Below are 17,019 nucleotides of genomic sequence, written 5' to 3' on the forward strand. Positions count from 1 at the left end.
CACGGATAAAGATCCAAAATGAAAGTTTAAAACAAGCGCAGGTTTATCCGCAGATTTACGCGTGATTCACGCAGATTGAAAACAGGGGGTCTCACACGAAGGCGCGAAGCCACGAAGGAACGCATTTCTTCCGTAGATTAAAAAACACCAGGCCCTTCAGTAACTTCTTTTCGATTTTTACAATCAGTGTTCATCCGTGTTTATCCGTGGTTCAATTTTAGTTTCCGGTTTTCCTCTGCGTTCTCGACGTCTCTGCGGTGAATCCCCGGAAATTCAGTTCCGCGGCCTGGACCGGGGATGAAAATCGCGGTGGATGGAACGCAGGCGCTCCGCTTCCACATGGGTGTAAATCTCCGTAGTGCTGATGCTGGCATGGCCGAGCAGTTCCTGAATGATACGCAGATCCGCGCCGCGGCTCAAGAGATGAGTCGCAAACGAATGGCGCAGCAGATGGGGATACACATTTTTCCGGATGCCGGCCTTTTTCATGGCTTCCTTGACCACATTCCAGATTTGGGCGGTGGTGAGTTTCCCGCCATGCCGCGCCAGGAAGACCTCGCCGCCTGAGCGCGCCTTTGCCAATGCGGGACGCCCCTTATCGAGGTAAAGCCGCAGGGCTTCACAGGCCCTGCTTCCGAGCAGTACCAGGCGTTCCTTGTTGCCCTTGCCGATGACGCGGGCGGTTTGTTCCGGGAGGTCCATGCGTTCCATGCGGAGGGTTGCCAATTCGCCGACGCGTATTCCAGCGGCGTAAAATGTTTCCAGAATCGCGCAATTGCGCAGTCCCAAAGGAGTGTCATCCCATGCCACAGCCAGGAGCCCGTTCACTTCCTCTTCGGTCAGGGTCTCGGGCAGGTAGCGGAAAAGTTTGGGCAGCTCGAGCAGCGCGGCCAGGTCCCGCGTGATGGCTTTTTCTTTTTTCAGGTAACGCAAAAGATTTCTGAGGGCGACAATTTCCAGCTTGAGCGAGGCGGGAGAAAGCCTGCGTTTTTCCTTTTGCTCCCGGAGATAATTCTGGAGGGTCGCCAGATCCAGTCCTGCCCAGTTTGGAAGAGTTGTTTTTTTGTCCAGCCAGGCGGCAAAACGTTCAAGCACCGTGCGGTTGGCGAGCTGCGTGTTGGTGGCATGGCCCTTTTCCAGGGCCTGCCAGGCGAGGCAGGCTTCAACCGTCTGCGGGTCGATCATAGCCTGCATGCCATGGTTTTTTTTGGAAATCCGCTGTTTGCTTTTCCTGCTGCGGCAGCAAGGCAGGGACTTGGAACAGGCAGGCGCCGGCAAAACCGCATTAAAATACGAAGTTTACAATTCAAAAAAATCCTTGCTCAGGCGGTTTTGCTATTAATCCGGATGCTGCATCCGGATTAGCGGGCGCAGGCTTGAGCCTGACAATTTTTCATAGGCTTCAAGGTATTTGTCCCGCGTTTCGCGAATGACTTCTTCAGGCAAATGCGGTCCGGGTGGCTGGCGGTTCCAGTCTTTCAACCCCAGCAGATAATCCCGGACAATTTGCTTGTCGAAGCTGGGTTGGCTCTTTCCAGGTTGATATAAATCCCTGGGCCAAAAACGGCTGCTGTCCGGGGTGAGCAATTCGTCAATCAACGTGACTTTCCCATCCACCCAGCCGAATTCAAATTTGGTGTCCGCGATGAGAATGCCCCGTTTTTCCGCCCATTCATGGGCCCAGCAATAGATGGCGATGGAGAGTTCGCGCAGTTGGAAATAAAGATCCGAACCGATGAGTTTGCCGGCCTCCTCCTCGGTCAGGGGTTCATCATGGCCGGTTGCCGCCTTGGTGGTCGGCGTGAAGATTGGGTCCTGCAAACGTGAGGATTCCTGGAGCCCTTTCGGCAGTTGGATGCCCTGCACCCGTCCGGTTTTTTTGTAGTCGTTCCAACCGGAGCCGGCGAGATAGCCGCGGACAACGCATTCCATCGGGATTGTTTTAGCACGGTGGCACACCGTGATCCGATTTTTCCAGCCGGGCTGGTCGAGTTCCGGCGGAACATCAAACGAGATGGCGTGGGAAGCGATTTCAATCGGAAGACGGTCGAACCAAAATCGGGACATCTGGGTCAGGGTGATGCCTTTGCCGGGGATGGGATCGGGCAGTACGACATCGAAAGCGGAAATGCGGTCGGTGGCGATCAGGAGCAAAGTCTCGTTCCAGGTATAAACATCCCGGACTTTTCCTTGGTGCAGAAGAATGGGCTTGGACATGAGGGAATTTTAGCCGTGCGGATGGAAATTCCAACCTGAAATACTGAAAAGATTTAACGAAGAGGGTCCGCCAAAGGACGGATTCGTCCCGTGTGCGAACACAAGACGCCAAGGCGCAAAAACACTTTTTTGACCGCGAAACACACGAAAGCCACGAACAAAGGGTTGGCCGCGAAAAAACGCAAAAATTGAATAAAACATCTTTTACAAAGAGATCACGGGGTCGGAGAAAAGTCAAAAGTTTGAGTTCCAAAATTCTGAATTCTGCATTCCACATTCTGCATTTTTACGCTCACTGCTCTATTGATTCGCAGCGGGAAAGGGGTAATGTCAGGCGTTTTCCATGAATTCATCTGATGTGCCGTCCGGCAACCGCATTGTTGCCCGCTCCAAGTTCCTGTTTGATGGGAACCAAAAATTCTATTTGCAAGGGGTGACCTACGGGCCTTTCCGTCCGGAGACACCTGGGGGGCCCTGTCTGCCCGGCCCTGAAAAAGCCGAGCGGGATTTTCGCATGATCCGGGATGCGGGGCTGAATGTGTTGCGTTTGTATCACAGCCCGCCGCGCTGGCTGCTGGACATGGCATGGAAATACGGCCTGCGGGTGCTGACCACCATCCCGTGGCCGTTGCGGGGCCTTTTTCTGGATGATCCCAAGGTGCTGCGGCAGATCCGCGAAAATGCGCGGGAAGCCGCGCGCGCGAATTCAGGCCACCCGGCTGTGCTGGGATTTTATGTCGATAATGAAATGCAGCCGGATCTGGTCCGGTGGTATGGGCCCCGGAAAATCGAAAACTTTTTCAACTCCCTGATTCAGATCGTAAAGGATGAAGATCCCGGCGCACTGGCTTCATATGCCAACTTCCCGCCCACGGAATATGTGACGCCGAGGCTGGTGGATTTTTATTCCTATAACGTGTACCTGCACAACCGGAATGAATTTTCCGGCTACCTCGCCCGCCTGCAGAATATCGCGGGGGACAAGCCCCTGGTCATCGGGGAGTTTGGCATGGACACGATCCGCCACTCGCAGGAGGAACAGGCGCAGTTGATTGCCGGGCACTACGAGGAAGTGTTCCGCGGCGGCGCGGCCGGCACGATTTTGTTTTCATTCACCGACGAATGGTTTACCGGCGGGCAGGACATCACGGACTGGGCTTTCGGCCTGGTGGACCGCAAGCGGAAACCGAAGTTGTCCTATCATACGGTTGCCGAGAAAACGATCCGGACCGGCGAGTCGGTCAGCGAGAAATATCCGATTGCGGATGCACCCAAGGTTTCGGTGGTGGTGTGTACCTACAACGGCGGCAAAACCCTGCGCGGTTGCCTGGAAACGCTCGGAAATTTGAAATACCCGGATTACGAGGTTGTGGTGGTCGATGATGGCTCCCGCGATGACACCCAGGAAATCCTGGCGGATTTCCCATGGGTATCAAATATCCGGCAGGGCAATCTCGGCTTGAGCGTGGCGCGCAACAACGGGATGAAGTCAGGCACAGGCTCCGTCATTGCCTATACCGATTCCGACTGCATGCCCGACGAGGACTGGCTGTATCATCTGGTGCAAACCTTGATCCGCAGCCAGTTTGCCGCCGTTGGCGGACCAAACATTTCACCGCCGGCTGTGAACTGGATCCAGGCCGCCGTTGCCGCCGCGCCAGGCGCTCCAAGCCATGTGCTGCTGTCGGATACCGAGGCGGAACATGTACCCGGTTGCAACATGGCCTATCACCGCTGGGCGCTGGAAATGATTGACGGATTTGATCCGGTTTACCGCAAGGCAGGAGACGACGTTGATTTGTGCTGGCGGCTGATGGCGCGGGGGCACAAGGTGGCGTTCAGTCCCGCGGCGGTTGTCTGGCATCACCGCCGTTTTACAGTCAACGCCTATTTCGGCCAGCAAAAGGGCTATGGCGAGGCGGAAGCCCTGCTGCGGTACAAGCATCTTAATTTTTTTGACGACTCGGGTTCGGCCCGCTGGAAAGGCACCATTTACGGAGCGCCCATGGTGGATGATTTTTTTGGCCAGCCGATCATTTATCACGGCGAATTTGCCATGGGCTTTTTCCAGTCGATCTACCGGCGGCCGGAGGCCTTCTGGAAGGCGATTGTCGGCAGCCTCCAGTGGAACATTGCGACGCTTTTTATTCTGGTGTTGTCGATGCAGTTTGAGGTATTGCGGGTCGTGCCGTTGCTGATGTTTGGCGCCACATTGCTCTCGGCGCTTTCCTATATGGGACGGGCGCATATCGAGCCGAAATTTGACACCATCCCGTCGCGCCTGTTGCTTCTTTACCTGGCGTTGACCCAGCCGTGGTCAAGGGCCTGGGCGCGCTATTTCACCTGGCTGGAACACAAGCGCACTCCCAAAACCGTGCTTAACTCAAAGGAAGAGGAACTGGTGGAACCCATCGGGCTTTTGAATTGCGGGCAGCAGGCATACTGGGGCGAAAAGGGATTGGGGCGTGAAATTTTACTGGGGAAAATCGTGGAACGCCTGAACAAGGAAGGCTGGCGTTACGTGCTGGACAACGGTTGGGGCGACTGGGACATCGAAATTCTTACAAGCCGCTGGTGGCATGTCAGGCTCAGGACGCTTTCGGAACATTATCCGGAGGAAAAACGCCTGACACGCGTGGCCAACACCCTGGTGATGAATACGTTCAGCATTCTGACGCTGCTGATCATCGCAGGCCTCGCTTTGACCTTCGGATACATGTTTGCGCCGTATTGGTGGGCCGTCCTGGGGGCCGCCCTGGCCGCGCCCGCCTACGGGTTCTGGCGCGGGCTGGTGGTCCGCCACCGGATCGGCGAACTGGTGCAGGTGGCCGCCGGCGAGTCCGGGCTTATTTCCATTGCCAACGACGCGGACCGCAAATGAACCTCTACCGACGCATCGTTTTTTATTACCGCCCGTTTCTGGGCTCAATCTTTGTTTCCATCCTGCTGCTGCTTGCCGCCATTGCGCTGAATTTGCTCAAACCCTGGCCGGTCAAGTTTGTGATTGATGAAGTGTTGAAGCAGGACGGAGGCGCCTATCACCTGCCGTTCTGGAACGGCCCCTTGAGTTTTGAGGGAGCGCTCCTGGTTTCCGTGGTTTCACTGGTGCTCATCCATCTTCTCTGGGGTGTGTTTAACCTGTTCAATAACTATTGGCTGGTGGGAATCGGCCTCCGCGCCCTGTTGCGGCTGCGGACCGAAGTCTATGCCTGGCTGCAGAGCCTGCCGCTGCACTATCATGACAGCCACAAGAGCGGCGACAGCACCTTCCGCGTCGCCTACGACACCCAGGCCATCCAGACTTTTTTCAACCGCGGCTTTGCGACCATCATCGGCTCGTCCCTGACTCTGGTTGGAACGTTCATGGTCATGTTCCAGATGAACCCCCGGCTCAGCCTGTTGTCATTGATGGTGGTTCCGCTGCTGCTTGCGGCCATCTGGGTCTTTGCCTCGCGCATCCGGAGGGAATCCATGCGCCTGCAGCAGGAGGAAAGCGATGTCATGTCGCGCGCCTCGGAAGGTCTTGGCAGCATCCGCATTGTACATGCGTTTGGTCGTGAAGAATTTGAAGTCAGCCAGTTTGAGAGGGAATGCGAGCAGTCGCTCGAAGCCAACCGGAAACTGACCCTGACCAATGTGCTGAGCAGCCTGGTGGTAGGATCCGTCACCGCCCTGGGGAGCGCCGTGCTGTTGTATTACGGCGCGCAGGAAGTCCGGAACGGCCATTTGAAGGTGGGCGATCTGTACATTTTCATCAGCTACCTCGTCATGCTGTACCAACCGCTGGAGCAACTCAGCTACACAGCCTGGGCCATGGAAGGCGCCGCCGCAGGAGCATCCCGGGTGTTCGAGATTCTGGACACCGAAAATGATGTCCGGGATTTGCCGGGCGCGGCGGACTTCAAACCCGCGGGCGGAAGGATCGAGCTGCAGAACATTGGGTTTGGCTATGAATCCGGGCGCACGGTTCTGGGAGATGTAAGCCTGGTCGTGGAACCGGGGCAGACCGTGGCCATTGTTGGAGGCACCGGCGCTGGAAAAACAACGGTGCTGTCCATGGTCCCGCGCTTTTACGACCCGGATTCAGGCAGGGTTTTGGTTGATGGGCAGGATGTGAAGCATGTGAAAAAGAGCTCCCTGCGCAGCCAGATCTCGCTGGTCCTGCAGGACACGGTGCTTCTGAACGGCACCGTGGCGGAAAACATCGCCTATGGTTGTCCACAGGCCACGCTGAGCCAGGTCATGGAAGCAGCCCGGGCCGCGCAGGGACATGAGTTTATCAGCGCCATGCCCCAGGGCTATGACACGCAGGTTGGCGAGCGAGGCGTCAGGCTCAGCGGCGGACAGCGGCAACGGATCGGAATCGCGCGCGCGTTTCTGCGGAACAGCCCGATCCTGCTCCTGGACGAACCGACCAGCGCGCTGGACTTGAAAACCGAGGCCGAGTTGATGGGCGCCCTGAAAAACGTAATGCAGCGGCCCACCACGCTGATTGTCACCCATCGCCTGGCAACGATCCACGACGTGGAACGGATTTATGTCATGGAGCACGGGCGGGTTGTGGAAAGCGGTTCGGGACCGGAGTTGCTGGCCCGCGGCGGCCTCTATGCCTCGCTTTGGCATGCAGCGGACAAGCAGTAGCCCCCGCGTTCTGTGTGGCCAAGTTTTTGGCACGGGGAATCATACGCGCGTTGGACTTGGGCAAATACGGATTGATTATGTCACTATATAAGGTAAAATGTTCTTATGGGTTCGGCAATCGATTTGGAGCAAATGACAACAGTGGATAAGCTGTGCCTGATGGAGGCATTGTGGAAAGACTTGTCGCACAAGGAGGCCGTTATCGCTTCCCCGGAGTGGCATGGTGATGTTCTAGCCGAACGAGACAGATTGGTCGAATCTGGGGCAGAGTCATTCATCGATTGGGAAGTTGCCAAAAAGAAGCTTCGCGAAGAGCTTCAGTGAAGATAGACATTCAGCCTTCGGCACTGGCCGATTTAGGGCATGGATTTCGATTTTACGAAAAGCAAACGCTGGGTTGGGTGGATATTTTCTCGATTCTCTTTATTCGGATATCGATTCCCTCCAACTCTATGCAGGAGTTCACCCCATCCACTTTGGCAAATTCCACCGTCTCCTTTCGGAAAAATTCCCGTATGCAATTTACTATCAGGTGAAAGATCATGCCGCGTATGTGCGCGCCGTTCTTGATCTTCGGCAAGCCCCCGCTTCGATAGCAAGCAAACTGCAAAGATTGAAATAGACAACCCCTTTCCCCATCCGTATTTATTCGTGGTTCAATCAAATAATGGGACGAGCGCCATTCGTCCCTCCTTTTTATTCCTTCGAGGGTTTCTGGCTTTTTTTCAGGAGCATTCGCTCCTTTCGCCGCAAGTTGCTGTCTTCCCTCAATACTTGCAGGCGGATGCGAAAACGTTGCGCGTGCGCCACATTGCTGAAAAAAGCGTAAACGATCAAGAGAACCAGGAAGCCGATGCCGGCCAGCGCGGCCAGAGCCAGCCATGCCAGCAGAAAAGCGTATTGCGCGTTGGAATTGGTTGTGTCGATGGCCCTGGCCTGCATGCAGGCCTGGAAGGAATTGTAAAAATCAAATTTTTTCAAGGCTTGTTTGGCAGCCCTCAGGCAAAGGTTGCTGATATCCAGTGACGCTTCCTTCGACAGGAGCGGTTTGACCCGCTCCATCTGCTCCCATGCCTGGCCATAACGTCCGGACTCGATGTCCGCCCGCATTGCCGCAATACTCGCTTTGGTTGTTTGTTCGACTTTTTCGATCCGTAACGCTTGAAGTTTTTTGTTCAGCACGGCAAGCCTGTCGTCTGTCAGGGAATGGCTGGCGAGGAATTGGGTGCAGTCCGCCAAGGCCGCATCGGATTGCGCCAGGTCGAATGATTCCAATGCCTTTTCAAGCCGCAAAATGAGTTTTTCCTGTTGGTTGCGGGTGTTCAACGCCTCAATTTTTGCCAAAACTTTTTCTTTGCCGTTATTTCCAGGCAGTTCCGCCAGCGGCAGAATGGATTCAAGGACTTTGAGCGACTCCTGGAATCGGCCTGCCTTGGCCATATCCGAGGCAAGATCGGAATTCTTTTGGATGAATTCGGAAAGAAGGAGTTGCGCGGAATGCAGGGCGGGCCATTTATCGAAAACCACTTTTAATTTGTCGCGGGCTAGTCCGATATCGGGGGGATTATGATTCAGGAGATGGGCGGCCTCAAGGTAGGTCGGGATTGCCGAGCGCTCGCTTGTGAGATCGGTGTGCGGCAGCGTGGCGGCAACTTCTCTTTCATGCGCCAGGATGGCGGCCAGATTCTGGCGTTGTTGCGCGTTTCCATCAGGGGCCGTGGCAATTTTATTTTCCAATATGAAAATGCGCTGGCCGGAAACGATGGCAGCGGAGTCCAGCAGCAGCGGGTAAAGAAGGTTCGCGGGATTGGCCAAAATCTGCGCGCATTCCGTTTCAAAAACAGCCGTTTCCTGAGTGGGCCCTTCGTCCGTCAGCACCTGCCAGAGGCGCCAATCCGCTCCGTCGGTTGTGCTCAAATCCGCAGGACGGAACTTCAGGGAGTCCACCCGCACATAACCCTTTCGCAGCAAGTCCAGATCTTCCTCGACTTGTTTGAGCCGGGTTTGGACTTCAACGGTTTTGGGCGTACCGGGATGTTTTTGAATGAATTCCCTCAGTGGAACGGCATACCTGGCTTCATGTTCCGCAAGGCGGACTGCGGACCGCTGCGGAGCCAGCAACGATTTTAACTGGATATAATCACGTTCAGTCGAGTCTCCGCGCTTGACCGTTTGAACCAGGGACTTGTCTATTTGGATTTGGCGGGCAATCCCCTTCCATTTGGATACATCAATAATGTAACCCTTATCCGTTTCCCGGGTGATGGCGCACGGTACCTCGCGATTGGAAATTCCGTCGGGCAGCGCGGCGTCCTGTTTTAAAACAACCGTGTCCGGCATGGGAAGCTCTTCCGCCCGGCCAGGCATGGTGGCAAGAACGGCAAAAACAACCCCCAGGAACGGCAAAAATCGAATGTAAAGCTTCATGTGCAATATCCGGCCATGTTTTCCTGATCACGGGCGTTCGCGACCGCCTCCTCGGGAGTAATCAGATTCTGCTCGAGGAGATGAATCAGGTGGTCGTCTATCGTGTGCATCCCGTCATTTTTCCCGATTTCCATGCAACCATAAAGCTGGTGCGTTTTCCTGTCCCGGATGCACGAGGCAATGGCCATGTTGTTCAGCATGAGTTCCGTGGCGACCGCCCGCCCCTGCCCGTCAGCCCGGCTCAAGAGGCGCTGGGAAAGAACGCCCTTCAAGCAGTTGGCCAGTTGGGTCACAATCTGGTTTTGCTGTTGGTGCGGAAAGATATCGACCAGCCGGTCAATGGTTTTGGGGGCGTCAATCGTGTGAAGGGTCGCAAACACCAAATGGCCCGTTTCCGCCGCGGTGATGCCCGCTTGTATGGTTTCCTGATCCCGCATTTCACTGATGACAACGATGTCGGGATCTTGCCGCAAAACATGACGCAGAGCATTGGCAAACGACTTGGTGTCGGCGCCGACTTCGCGTTGTTTGATGACGGAGAGTTGATTGGTAAAAAGGTATTCGATCGGGTCTTCAATGGTGATGATGATGCCGGAACGCCGAGCGGCGATCATTTGAATGATGGAAGCCAGGGTGGTGCTTTTCCCCGAACCCGTTGTGCCTGTGATGAGAACCAGGCCGCTGTCCAAATTCAGCAGGTGTTCAACCGTTGGCATGTGGCCAAGCGTTGCCAGATCCGGAATATTTCTGGGCACAATACGATAAGCGGCTTCGGTGGTACCCCGGGAGACATGGGCATTTCCACGACAGCGGCCTCCTGTGTGTGTTTCGAGAAGGAAATCCAGTTCCCAATTTTCCTCAAACCGGGCCTGTTGCATTGGAGTCAGGCCGGAATAAACCACGGCATGGCAGTCTTCCGGAGTAAGAGGGGTGTCATTTAACGGAATCAAGTGGCCGCTAATGCGGGCCATGGGCGGGTTATTTGCGATGATATGAAGATCCGAACCATTTCGATTGGTTGCTTCTTCTATAAACTCGAAAATGGAAGGCACAGAGGAAGCCTAAAAGGGGGCTAGCGCCATGCAACCCAATAATTACGCGCATTTTCCCGAAAATTCCGTTCACCGAAACAGGTTGTAGGCTTCTTCGATGTTAGGCGTGCCAATGTTGATCGCAAGGTTCTGGCGGGCGTCCTTGATGACAACCGGAACCAGCCAGTAGCCGACGGCATAACGGCTCTTGTATTGGGCGTAAAGACGGTAGCTGCCGGGTGACAATCCGTGGATTTCAAACCTGCCCTGCGCATCCGCCTTGAGCGTGGTGACGGCATGGGCGACCGCGGTGCCGCCAATGGCGTCAAGATCCAGATTGTGGAATCCATCATCAAAATTCGAGCGCGATGCCTGCATCAACCAGCGGTCGTCGCGGATTTTTTTGATCTCAGCACAGGCATTCTCCGGCACCACGGCAATACCCAGGCCGTTGAGAAACTGGATCTGGCCCTTTTTCATTTCGATGGTTGCCTGCCCATGCACGCTGGCTCCGGTGGGAATGGGAATTGGCGCCGGGGTGGGTGGAGGCGCGGGCACGGCGGCCTCCTTGCTTTTTTGCGAGTCATCACCGCAGGACGCCAGGACAAGCGCAAACAGGCAGAAACCGGCAAAGAGTGCTTTGGGCTGCATAATAGAAGTATGCACGGCGGGAAGGGCCTGTCGAGATGACGCCTTTTGCCCGAAAGGTGATTTTAACCACCAAGACACCTAGAAAGCCGTTTTACAAAGAGATCGCGGAGGAAACTAGGAATGCTGAAAGCCGAAATCTGACCACTGAGAGCTGCTTGAACTTAAATACAAGCCCTGTCTTGTCCTGCGGCGTTTGCAGCCTACACTTAACCCGGATGTTTCACACGCTTCTGCAAACCCCAGCAAAGTGTCCTGCTCCAAAGTGTGGCAGGAACTGGGGTGCAGGGACATCCGGGTTACAAGCAAAACCGCCTGAATGGGTATTTTGTTTTGATTTTTGAATTGGAGCTGCTTTATTTTGAGGCGGTTTTGCAACAGCCCCCATAGGCCCGGCGCTAACAGGTTGACCATTGAAATGAATATAAAATATGCAGGCTAACCGCTTATGAAAGACGATCGTTTCCATCAACTGGCCCGCGGGCTTGTCCGGTATTCCACAGCTCTCAAGAAAGATGAAAAAGTTTTGATCGAACTGTTTGACGCCCCGCCGGAAATGGCGGTCGCCCTGATCCGCGAAGTGCGGGCCGCAGGGGCGATTCCCTATGTCCAGACACAGGCCGGACCCATCCAGCGCGAACTCTTGAGGGGGGCGACGGAGGAGCAGTTCAAATATTCCGCCGAAATCGAACTGAAACGGATGCAGGGCATGCAGGCGTATATCGCCATTCGCGGCGCGCATAATATTTTTGAATCATCCGACGTGCCGCCGGACCGGATGAAACTGGCCGCGAAACTCATGCGGCCCGTGATGGATCACCGCGTCAAAAAAACAAAATGGGTCGTGCTGCGCTGGCCGACCCCCGCGATGGCCCAGCAGGCGCTCATGAGCACGGAAGCGTTCGAGGATTTTTATTTCCGCGTCTGCACCCTGGATTATTCGAAATTGGCGCCGGGCATGAAATCATTGAAAAAGCTCATGGACCGGACGGACAAGGTTCACATCAAGGGGCCGGGCACGGACCTGGGATTTTCCATCAAGGGAATCGGATCGGAAATCTGCGGCGGCCTCCGAAACATCCCGGACGGCGAAGTGTACAGTTGCCCGGTAAAGGATAGCGTTGAGGGAGAGGTTAGTTTCAATGTGCCGTCCGTTTATCAAGGCGTCTCGTTTGAGCACATTCATTTGAAATTCAAGAAAGGCCGCGTGGTGGAGGCGTCGGCCAACAACACGGAGCGGCTGAATCAGATCCTGGATTCCGACGAAGGCGCGCGCTACATCGGGGAGTTCAGCCTCGGGTTTAATCCCCATATTTTGCAGCCGATGCGCGATATTCTGTTCGACGAAAAAATCGCCGGTTCGTTTCATTTCACCCCCGGCCAGGCGTACGAGGAGGCCGACAACGGGAACCGTTCCCAGGTGCATTGGGACATGGTTTGCATCCAGCGCAAGGACTACGGCGGCGGCGAGGTTTATTTCGACGGCAAACTCATCCGCAAGGACGGCCTCTTCATGGGCGGACCGTGGACCGCGCTGAATCCGAAGTCGATCCTGGGATAAGACCGAAAGTCATTTTACAGAGAGATCGCAAAGAACGCGGAGGAAATGAAGAATTCAGAATGTGGAATTCTGAAGAGGCGCCACAGGACGAATAGGGAGTGCGCCGTCAAGTCCGTGTTGAAAGATAGGATGTTAGCTAAAACGCCAACGGCGTTTTGTCCTTCAGCCCGGGGTTACCACGCCGAAGCGTAGCGAAGGCGGGAGCTACCCTGGGTAAAATAAAAAATCACCCCGAACCCTGAAAGTGATTCCGGCAATTGCATGAACAAAACAGACGCAACCCGCGTTCCGCGGAGGTGGACGGTGTGCAAACAGATTTGCACGGATTAAAAACCATCAGACCCTTCTACGGCCTATTTCCGATTTTCACAATCAGTGTCCATCCGTGGTTCAATTGCGTTCGCCCCCTGTGTTCTGTGGCCAAAACTTGATGCCTTGGCGCAAAACATCCGGATGCCAATCAAACGCCAGGCAGTTGCTTGTCCAGGACAGCGATTTTGTTCATGCGGCGCTCGTGCCGGCCTCCGGCAAAATCGGTGTGGAGCCAGATATTTGTGAACTTAAGGAGTTGTTCCGGGCAAAATTCCTGGCCGCCGAGGCAAAGCACATTCGAATCGTGATGCTCGCGGGTGTTGAGGGCGCAGTGTTCGTTATAGACCAGCGCTGCGCGGATACCGGGGATTTTGTTGGCCAGCATGCACATGCCAATGCCGTTGTTGCAAATCAGGATGGAACGATCCACTTCGTGGCGCGCGACAGCCTCGGCGGCCGGAATGCCGTAGTCGGGATAGTCATCCGCCGGGTCCAATTGATGCGGGCCGAAATCGACCACCTGGAAGCCTTGTTTTTCGAGTTCGGACTGGATCTGCGCTTTGATTTTAAAGCCGCCGTGGTCCGCTGCGATGCCGATTTTCATTCAGGAATATACTCCGGGCTTCCGTTTTGACTGGTGCAGCCTAGTGGGTTCGAACCACTGACCTCCTGCGTGTGAAGCAGGCGCTCTACCACTAAGCTAAGGCTGCATGAAAGGGGGTGATTTTAATCCAGGGCGAGTGCAGGGGCAAGAGGAAATGGAGCATGAAGAAGGCAGAAAGCAGAAGCCAGAATGGGAAAATGCGGCTTTTCAGAAGCAGGTGAGTCAATCCGGGTTAAACATGCAGGATCACGTCCTTGGGATGAAAACGCACCTTGGGCGTGGCGGCATATTTGTCCTGGGCCGAGCGGTAGCCGGCGCAACAGGCCACAACGGTTTTTAATCCGAGCGCGTTCAGTCCAAGAATTTCATCGTATTTGGCGGGTTCCAAGCCTTCCATGGGACAGGTGTCGATGCCCAGCAATGCGGCGCTGGTCATGAAGTTACCGAGGGCGATATAAACCTGACGGGTGGCCCATTCGTGCAGCCAGCCTTCCTTGGCCGCTTTGTTGGCAAAACTGACCATCATGCCGCGATAGCCTGCCAGGGGTTCGACGCTGCCACCCCGAATTTCAACGGCGCGGGCCAGAAAGCGGTCGATATAGGCTTCGTTGACATCGGTCCGGATGGCAAAGACCACATGGTGCGAGCAATCGGTGACCTGTCCCTGGTTCCAGGAAACCGCCTTGAGTTTTTCGCGGACTTGGGGATCCGTGACGACGACGAACTTCCAGGGTTGCAGCCCGAAGGAAGAAGGGGACAGGATCAGGCTTTCTTCCAGCGCAGACCAGTCCGCGGGAGCGATTTTTTTAGCGGGATCAAATTGTTTGGTGGCGTAACGCCATTTCAGGGTTCCGAGCAGTTTTTCACGAGGGATGGTGTTCATAAATTTTCTTTGGTTGAATTATGATTATTACAGGCGATACTTTAGCCCATAAACCAAATTCCGCCAGTGTCCAACCCGGATGTGAAAAGTCAAGAAAACCGCCAAGACAGCTCCTGCCACTGGTACAGCCTCGGCGCCTCAAACTCCAGCCGCTGTTGCGCCAGCAAATTGATCGGAATGGTTTTGCAGGATTATGACTTTTAATCAAATGCGCGAGAAACTGGGTATGGACGGCCATAGAATGGCCGTCACTGGTGCGATTCTGAGTGTTCTATTCTTGTTTGTGGCGCTTTCCGTACCGCCAGTTACTCCTGCGCTCGCACAAGCCAAAGAATCGGCAGAGGTAGCAGACTGCCGCCAAGCGGGTATCCTGTTATTTGCCTATGCCAATACGAGGGCGATACCGCTTAATTATCTCTAACAAGAGATATAAGCGCAGAGAAACCCCCTTGTCTTCCCCCTTTTCAGGGGGATGGGTGCAGCTTGCGCGAGTTTAAAGTCTGCCGCTTTCGCCATCTCTTCTTCGCCACCTCCTTCGCCGAGGCTGCGGTGGACAGGCAAGTTTTGATAAAGTTTCAGGTTCGCCACGGCGAATCCGTCCTGTGGCGGATTTTTAGTTTCAAGTCTCTGGTGCCGGTTTCATTTGCGTTAATCCGCGTTTATCCGTGGTTCTATTTCCCATTCGATTATTGTTCGCACACCGCCTGCCGCGGCGGGCTTTGGCGGACCCTCTGCGTTAAAGGGTTCTTTCTCTGTGCTTCCCCGGCATGGCCGGAAAAGATTTGCGGCTTGGGACGGGCTGGCGTAGCCTCATCCCCTCCTATGGAAGATGCGAGCGAACTATTGGCCATACGCAGGGCCAAACTGGACAAGCTGCGGGCCCTTGGCGTGGATCCTTTCGGACAAGCCTTTCCTGACGTACTGTCTTCATCCGCCATTCTGGCCGCATTCGAGGAGGAAAAGCGGGTGCGTTTTGCCGGCCGGGTCATTGCGCACCGCGACATGGGCAAAAGCCACTTTCTCCATTTGCAGGACGAGTCGGGCAAGTTGCAGGTCTATGTGCAGACCAAATCCATGACCGAACCGCAGGCCGCAGTCTTCAAGCTGGTCGATCTCGGCGATTTCATCGGGGTGGACGGAACGCTGTTTACAACAAAGACGGGCGAAAAAACCGTACGGTCGGAGTCGCTCACATTTCTCAGCAAGGCATTGAAGCCGTTGCCGGGCAAATGGCATGGCTTGCAGGATGTGGAGCAGCGCTATCGCCAGCGGTATCTGGACATGATCAGCAATCCCGAGGTGAAGGACACGCTGCTGCTACGCAGCCGGATTGTGCGGGAAGTCCGCAATTTTTTGGAAGAGAAGGGCTTTTTGGAGGTTGAGACCCCGATGATGCAGTCCATACCCGGCGGGGCGGCGGCGCAGCCGTTTGTGACGCATCATAATGCGCTGGGGATCCAGCTTTATATGCGAATCGCGCCGGAGCTTTATCTCAAGCGCCTGCTGGTCGGAGGCTGTTCCAAGGTATTCGAGCTCAACCGGAATTTCCGGAATGAAGGCATTTCGCGGAAGCACAATCCCGAGTTTACCATGCTCGAGGCGTACTGGGCTTATGCCGACTACGAGATGATGGCGGCGCTGATTGAGGAACTGATCGTCCATCTGGCGGAGAAATTTTTTGGCGGCCCGCTGTTGCAGCATGTGTACAAGGATGCGGAAGGGCAGGTTATCGGCGAGAAGAGGATCAACCTGACGCGGCCCTGGAAACGGAAAAAATACCGCGACTGCATCAAAGAGGCGGCCGGGGCCGATTGGTTCGATCTGACGCCGGAGGCCCGGGTGTCGAGGGCTGTGGAACTGGGCGTGGAAATAGGCTCGGGGCTGGAGGATTTTGAGGTGAGCAACCAGGTGTTTGAAAAGCTGGTGGAAGCGAAAGCGGTCGATCCCCTGTTCGTGACCCATCTGCCAAAGGAGTTGGTGCCATTGGCTCGCCAGAATTCGGAAGACCCCTCGGTGGTGGATGTGTACGAACTGATCATCAACGGCCAGGAAATATCGCCCGGCTACAGCGAGTTGAACGACCCGGTGGTGCAACGCTGGCGCCTGCAGGAGCAGGCGGGCGCGGAAGTACAAAAGCTTGACGAGGACTTTCTCGAAGCCCTGGAACACGGCATGCCGCCCGCTGGCGGACTGGGACTGGGCATCGACCGCCTGGTGATGATGTTGACGGGCGCGGAATCCATCCGGGATGTGATTCTGTTTCCGTTGCTGAAGCCGAAGGCCTAACCCGGATGTTTTCACATGTTTCTTAAAACTCCTGCAGAGTGTCCAGTCAAAAGGCCGGACAAAATCGGGGGGTGCGGCCAGATCCGGGTTAATAACATATCCGCCTGAATGGGAATTTTTTGAGTGAGCACTGAAACAAATGAGCGGGTCGAAGTCGCGCGGATGCCGGAAGGCATTCATTATGCCTACTGGTTTCAGGTCTTCAATTCGCTGTCGTTTTCCATCGTGTTGGGCGTGCCCATGCTGTTGTTCATGAAGCGGCTGGGGGCCAGCGCCACCATCCTCGGAATTGTCAATGCGCTGGGCCCGCTGCTGAACATCCTGCAGATTCCCGCGGCGCGCTATGTGGAGCAGGTGGGATACCGGAGTTTTGTGCTGCGCGGGTGGTCGCTCCGGAGCGTGTTCATCA

14 protein-coding genes and 1 tRNA gene are annotated in these 17,019 nt (G+C 55.3%); 7 read left to right on the forward strand and 8 right to left on the reverse strand.

Annotated elements, in window-relative coordinates; all coding sequences use genetic code 11:
• Nucleotides 1–273: 273 nt before the first annotated feature.
• Together PHD76_11580 and PHD76_11585 are read right to left on the reverse strand one after the other, a co-directional pair.
• Nucleotides 274–1,185, reverse strand: coding sequence for a tyrosine recombinase (locus tag PHD76_11580; GenBank protein MDD5262475.1), 912 nt, complete (start codon nucleotides 1,183–1,185; stop codon nucleotides 274–276).
• A 153-nt stretch (nucleotides 1,186–1,338) separates the two neighbouring features.
• On the reverse strand, nucleotides 1,339–2,217 hold the full coding sequence (locus PHD76_11585; GenBank protein MDD5262476.1) for a phosphoribosylaminoimidazolesuccinocarboxamide synthase: 879 nt from the start codon (nucleotides 2,215–2,217) through the stop codon (nucleotides 1,339–1,341).
• Between the two features lie 343 nt (nucleotides 2,218–2,560).
• Here PHD76_11585 and PHD76_11590 point away from each other — a divergent pair, with 343 nt between their 5' ends.
• The 3 genes from PHD76_11590 (at nucleotide 2,561) to PHD76_11600 (ending at nucleotide 7,182) form a co-directional block, all read left to right on the forward strand.
• Complete coding sequence (locus PHD76_11590; GenBank protein MDD5262477.1) at nucleotides 2,561–5,098, forward strand: glycosyltransferase; 2,538 nt, start codon at nucleotides 2,561–2,563, stop codon at nucleotides 5,096–5,098.
• Nucleotides 5,095–6,858, forward strand: a complete 1,764-nt coding sequence (locus PHD76_11595) for an ABC transporter ATP-binding protein (GenBank protein ID MDD5262478.1) — start codon at nucleotides 5,095–5,097, stop codon at nucleotides 6,856–6,858. Before PHD76_11590 ends, PHD76_11595 begins: the two co-directional genes overlap by 4 nt.
• Before the next feature lie 105 nt (nucleotides 6,859–6,963).
• Entirely contained in the window at nucleotides 6,964–7,182 is a 219-nt protein-coding gene (locus PHD76_11600) for an addiction module protein (GenBank protein ID MDD5262479.1), read from the forward strand.
• Between the two features lie 372 nt (nucleotides 7,183–7,554).
• Here the strand turns inward: PHD76_11600 and PHD76_11605 are convergent, their stop codons facing one another.
• The 3 genes from PHD76_11605 to PHD76_11615 form a co-directional block, all read right to left on the reverse strand.
• On the reverse strand, nucleotides 7,555–9,285 hold the full coding sequence (locus PHD76_11605) for a hypothetical protein (protein MDD5262480.1): 1,731 nt from the start codon (nucleotides 9,283–9,285) through the stop codon (nucleotides 7,555–7,557).
• Nucleotides 9,282–10,337 (reverse strand): PilT/PilU family type 4a pilus ATPase, encoded by a 1,056-nt coding sequence (locus PHD76_11610; protein MDD5262481.1) that lies wholly within the window; start codon nucleotides 10,335–10,337, stop codon nucleotides 9,282–9,284. Before PHD76_11610 ends, PHD76_11605 begins: the two co-directional genes overlap by 4 nt.
• A gap of 69 nt (nucleotides 10,338–10,406) precedes the next feature.
• Nucleotides 10,407–10,967, reverse strand: a complete 561-nt coding sequence (locus tag PHD76_11615; protein ID MDD5262482.1) for a hypothetical protein — start codon at nucleotides 10,965–10,967, stop codon at nucleotides 10,407–10,409.
• A gap of 445 nt (nucleotides 10,968–11,412) precedes the next feature.
• Here PHD76_11615 and PHD76_11620 point away from each other — a divergent pair, with 445 nt between their 5' ends.
• The gene (locus tag PHD76_11620) at nucleotides 11,413–12,525 is read left to right on the forward strand and encodes an aminopeptidase (GenBank protein ID MDD5262483.1); all 1,113 of its coding nucleotides are present in this window, start codon (nucleotides 11,413–11,415) and stop codon (nucleotides 12,523–12,525) included.
• Nucleotides 12,526–12,985: 460 nt separating this feature from the next.
• Here PHD76_11620 and PHD76_11625 read toward each other — a convergent pair whose 3' ends face one another.
• The 3 genes from PHD76_11625 to PHD76_11635 form a co-directional block, all read right to left on the reverse strand.
• Nucleotides 12,986–13,441 carry an RpiB/LacA/LacB family sugar-phosphate isomerase gene (locus tag PHD76_11625; protein ID MDD5262484.1) on the reverse strand — a complete coding sequence of 152 codons (456 nt, stop codon included), beginning with the start codon at nucleotides 13,439–13,441 and terminating at the stop codon, nucleotides 12,986–12,988.
• Nucleotides 13,442–13,472: 31 nt separating this feature from the next.
• Nucleotides 13,473–13,547, reverse strand: a tRNA-Val gene (locus tag PHD76_11630).
• Between the two features lie 126 nt (nucleotides 13,548–13,673).
• Nucleotides 13,674–14,324, reverse strand: coding sequence for an NAD(P)H-dependent oxidoreductase (locus tag PHD76_11635; GenBank protein ID MDD5262485.1), 651 nt, complete (start codon nucleotides 14,322–14,324; stop codon nucleotides 13,674–13,676).
• Between the two features lie 193 nt (nucleotides 14,325–14,517).
• On the opposite strand from PHD76_11635, the gene PHD76_11640 reads away from it, so the two are divergent.
• The 3 genes from PHD76_11640 to PHD76_11650 all read left to right on the forward strand — a co-directional run.
• A complete protein-coding gene (locus PHD76_11640; GenBank protein MDD5262486.1) occupies nucleotides 14,518–14,745 on the forward strand; it encodes a hypothetical protein in 228 nt (75 codons plus the stop codon).
• 401 nt (nucleotides 14,746–15,146) lie between these two features.
• On the forward strand, nucleotides 15,147–16,610 hold the full coding sequence (lysS, locus tag PHD76_11645) for a lysine--tRNA ligase (protein MDD5262487.1): 1,464 nt from the start codon (nucleotides 15,147–15,149) through the stop codon (nucleotides 16,608–16,610).
• Nucleotides 16,611–16,733: 123 nt separating this feature from the next.
• Nucleotides 16,734–17,019: hypothetical protein (locus PHD76_11650; GenBank protein MDD5262488.1), on the forward strand; the 286-nt coding region annotated here is incomplete at its 3' end.

The organism is Candidatus Methylacidiphilales bacterium (assembly GCA_028713655.1).
Classification (GTDB): Bacteria; Verrucomicrobiota; Verrucomicrobiia; order Methylacidiphilales; family JAAUTS01; genus JAQTNW01.

Excerpts from the sequence above, each read along its gene's own strand:
- PHD76_11590 (MDD5262477.1), top strand. The coding sequence starts at position 2,561 with ATGAATTCATCTGATGTGCCGTCCGGCAACCGCATTGTTGCCCGCTCC.
- PHD76_11585 (MDD5262476.1), bottom strand. The coding sequence starts at position 2,217 with ATGTCCAAGCCCATTCTTCTGCACCAAGGAAAAGTCCGGGATGTTTAT.
- PHD76_11605 (MDD5262480.1), bottom strand. The coding sequence starts at position 9,285 with ATGAAGCTTTACATTCGATTTTTGCCGTTCCTGGGGGTTGTTTTTGCC.
- lysS (MDD5262487.1), top strand. The coding sequence starts at position 15,147 with ATGGAAGATGCGAGCGAACTATTGGCCATACGCAGGGCCAAACTGGAC.
- PHD76_11620 (MDD5262483.1), top strand. The coding sequence starts at position 11,413 with ATGAAAGACGATCGTTTCCATCAACTGGCCCGCGGGCTTGTCCGGTAT.
- PHD76_11580 (MDD5262475.1), bottom strand. The coding sequence starts at position 1,185 with ATGATCGACCCGCAGACGGTTGAAGCCTGCCTCGCCTGGCAGGCCCTG.
- PHD76_11635 (MDD5262485.1), bottom strand. The coding sequence starts at position 14,324 with ATGAACACCATCCCTCGTGAAAAACTGCTCGGAACCCTGAAATGGCGT.
- PHD76_11615 (MDD5262482.1), bottom strand. The coding sequence starts at position 10,967 with ATGCAGCCCAAAGCACTCTTTGCCGGTTTCTGCCTGTTTGCGCTTGTC.
- PHD76_11595 (MDD5262478.1), top strand. The coding sequence starts at position 5,095 with ATGAACCTCTACCGACGCATCGTTTTTTATTACCGCCCGTTTCTGGGC.
- PHD76_11625 (MDD5262484.1), bottom strand. The coding sequence starts at position 13,441 with ATGAAAATCGGCATCGCAGCGGACCACGGCGGCTTTAAAATCAAAGCG.
- PHD76_11600 (MDD5262479.1), top strand. The coding sequence starts at position 6,964 with ATGGGTTCGGCAATCGATTTGGAGCAAATGACAACAGTGGATAAGCTG.
- PHD76_11640 (MDD5262486.1), top strand. The coding sequence starts at position 14,518 with ATGACTTTTAATCAAATGCGCGAGAAACTGGGTATGGACGGCCATAGA.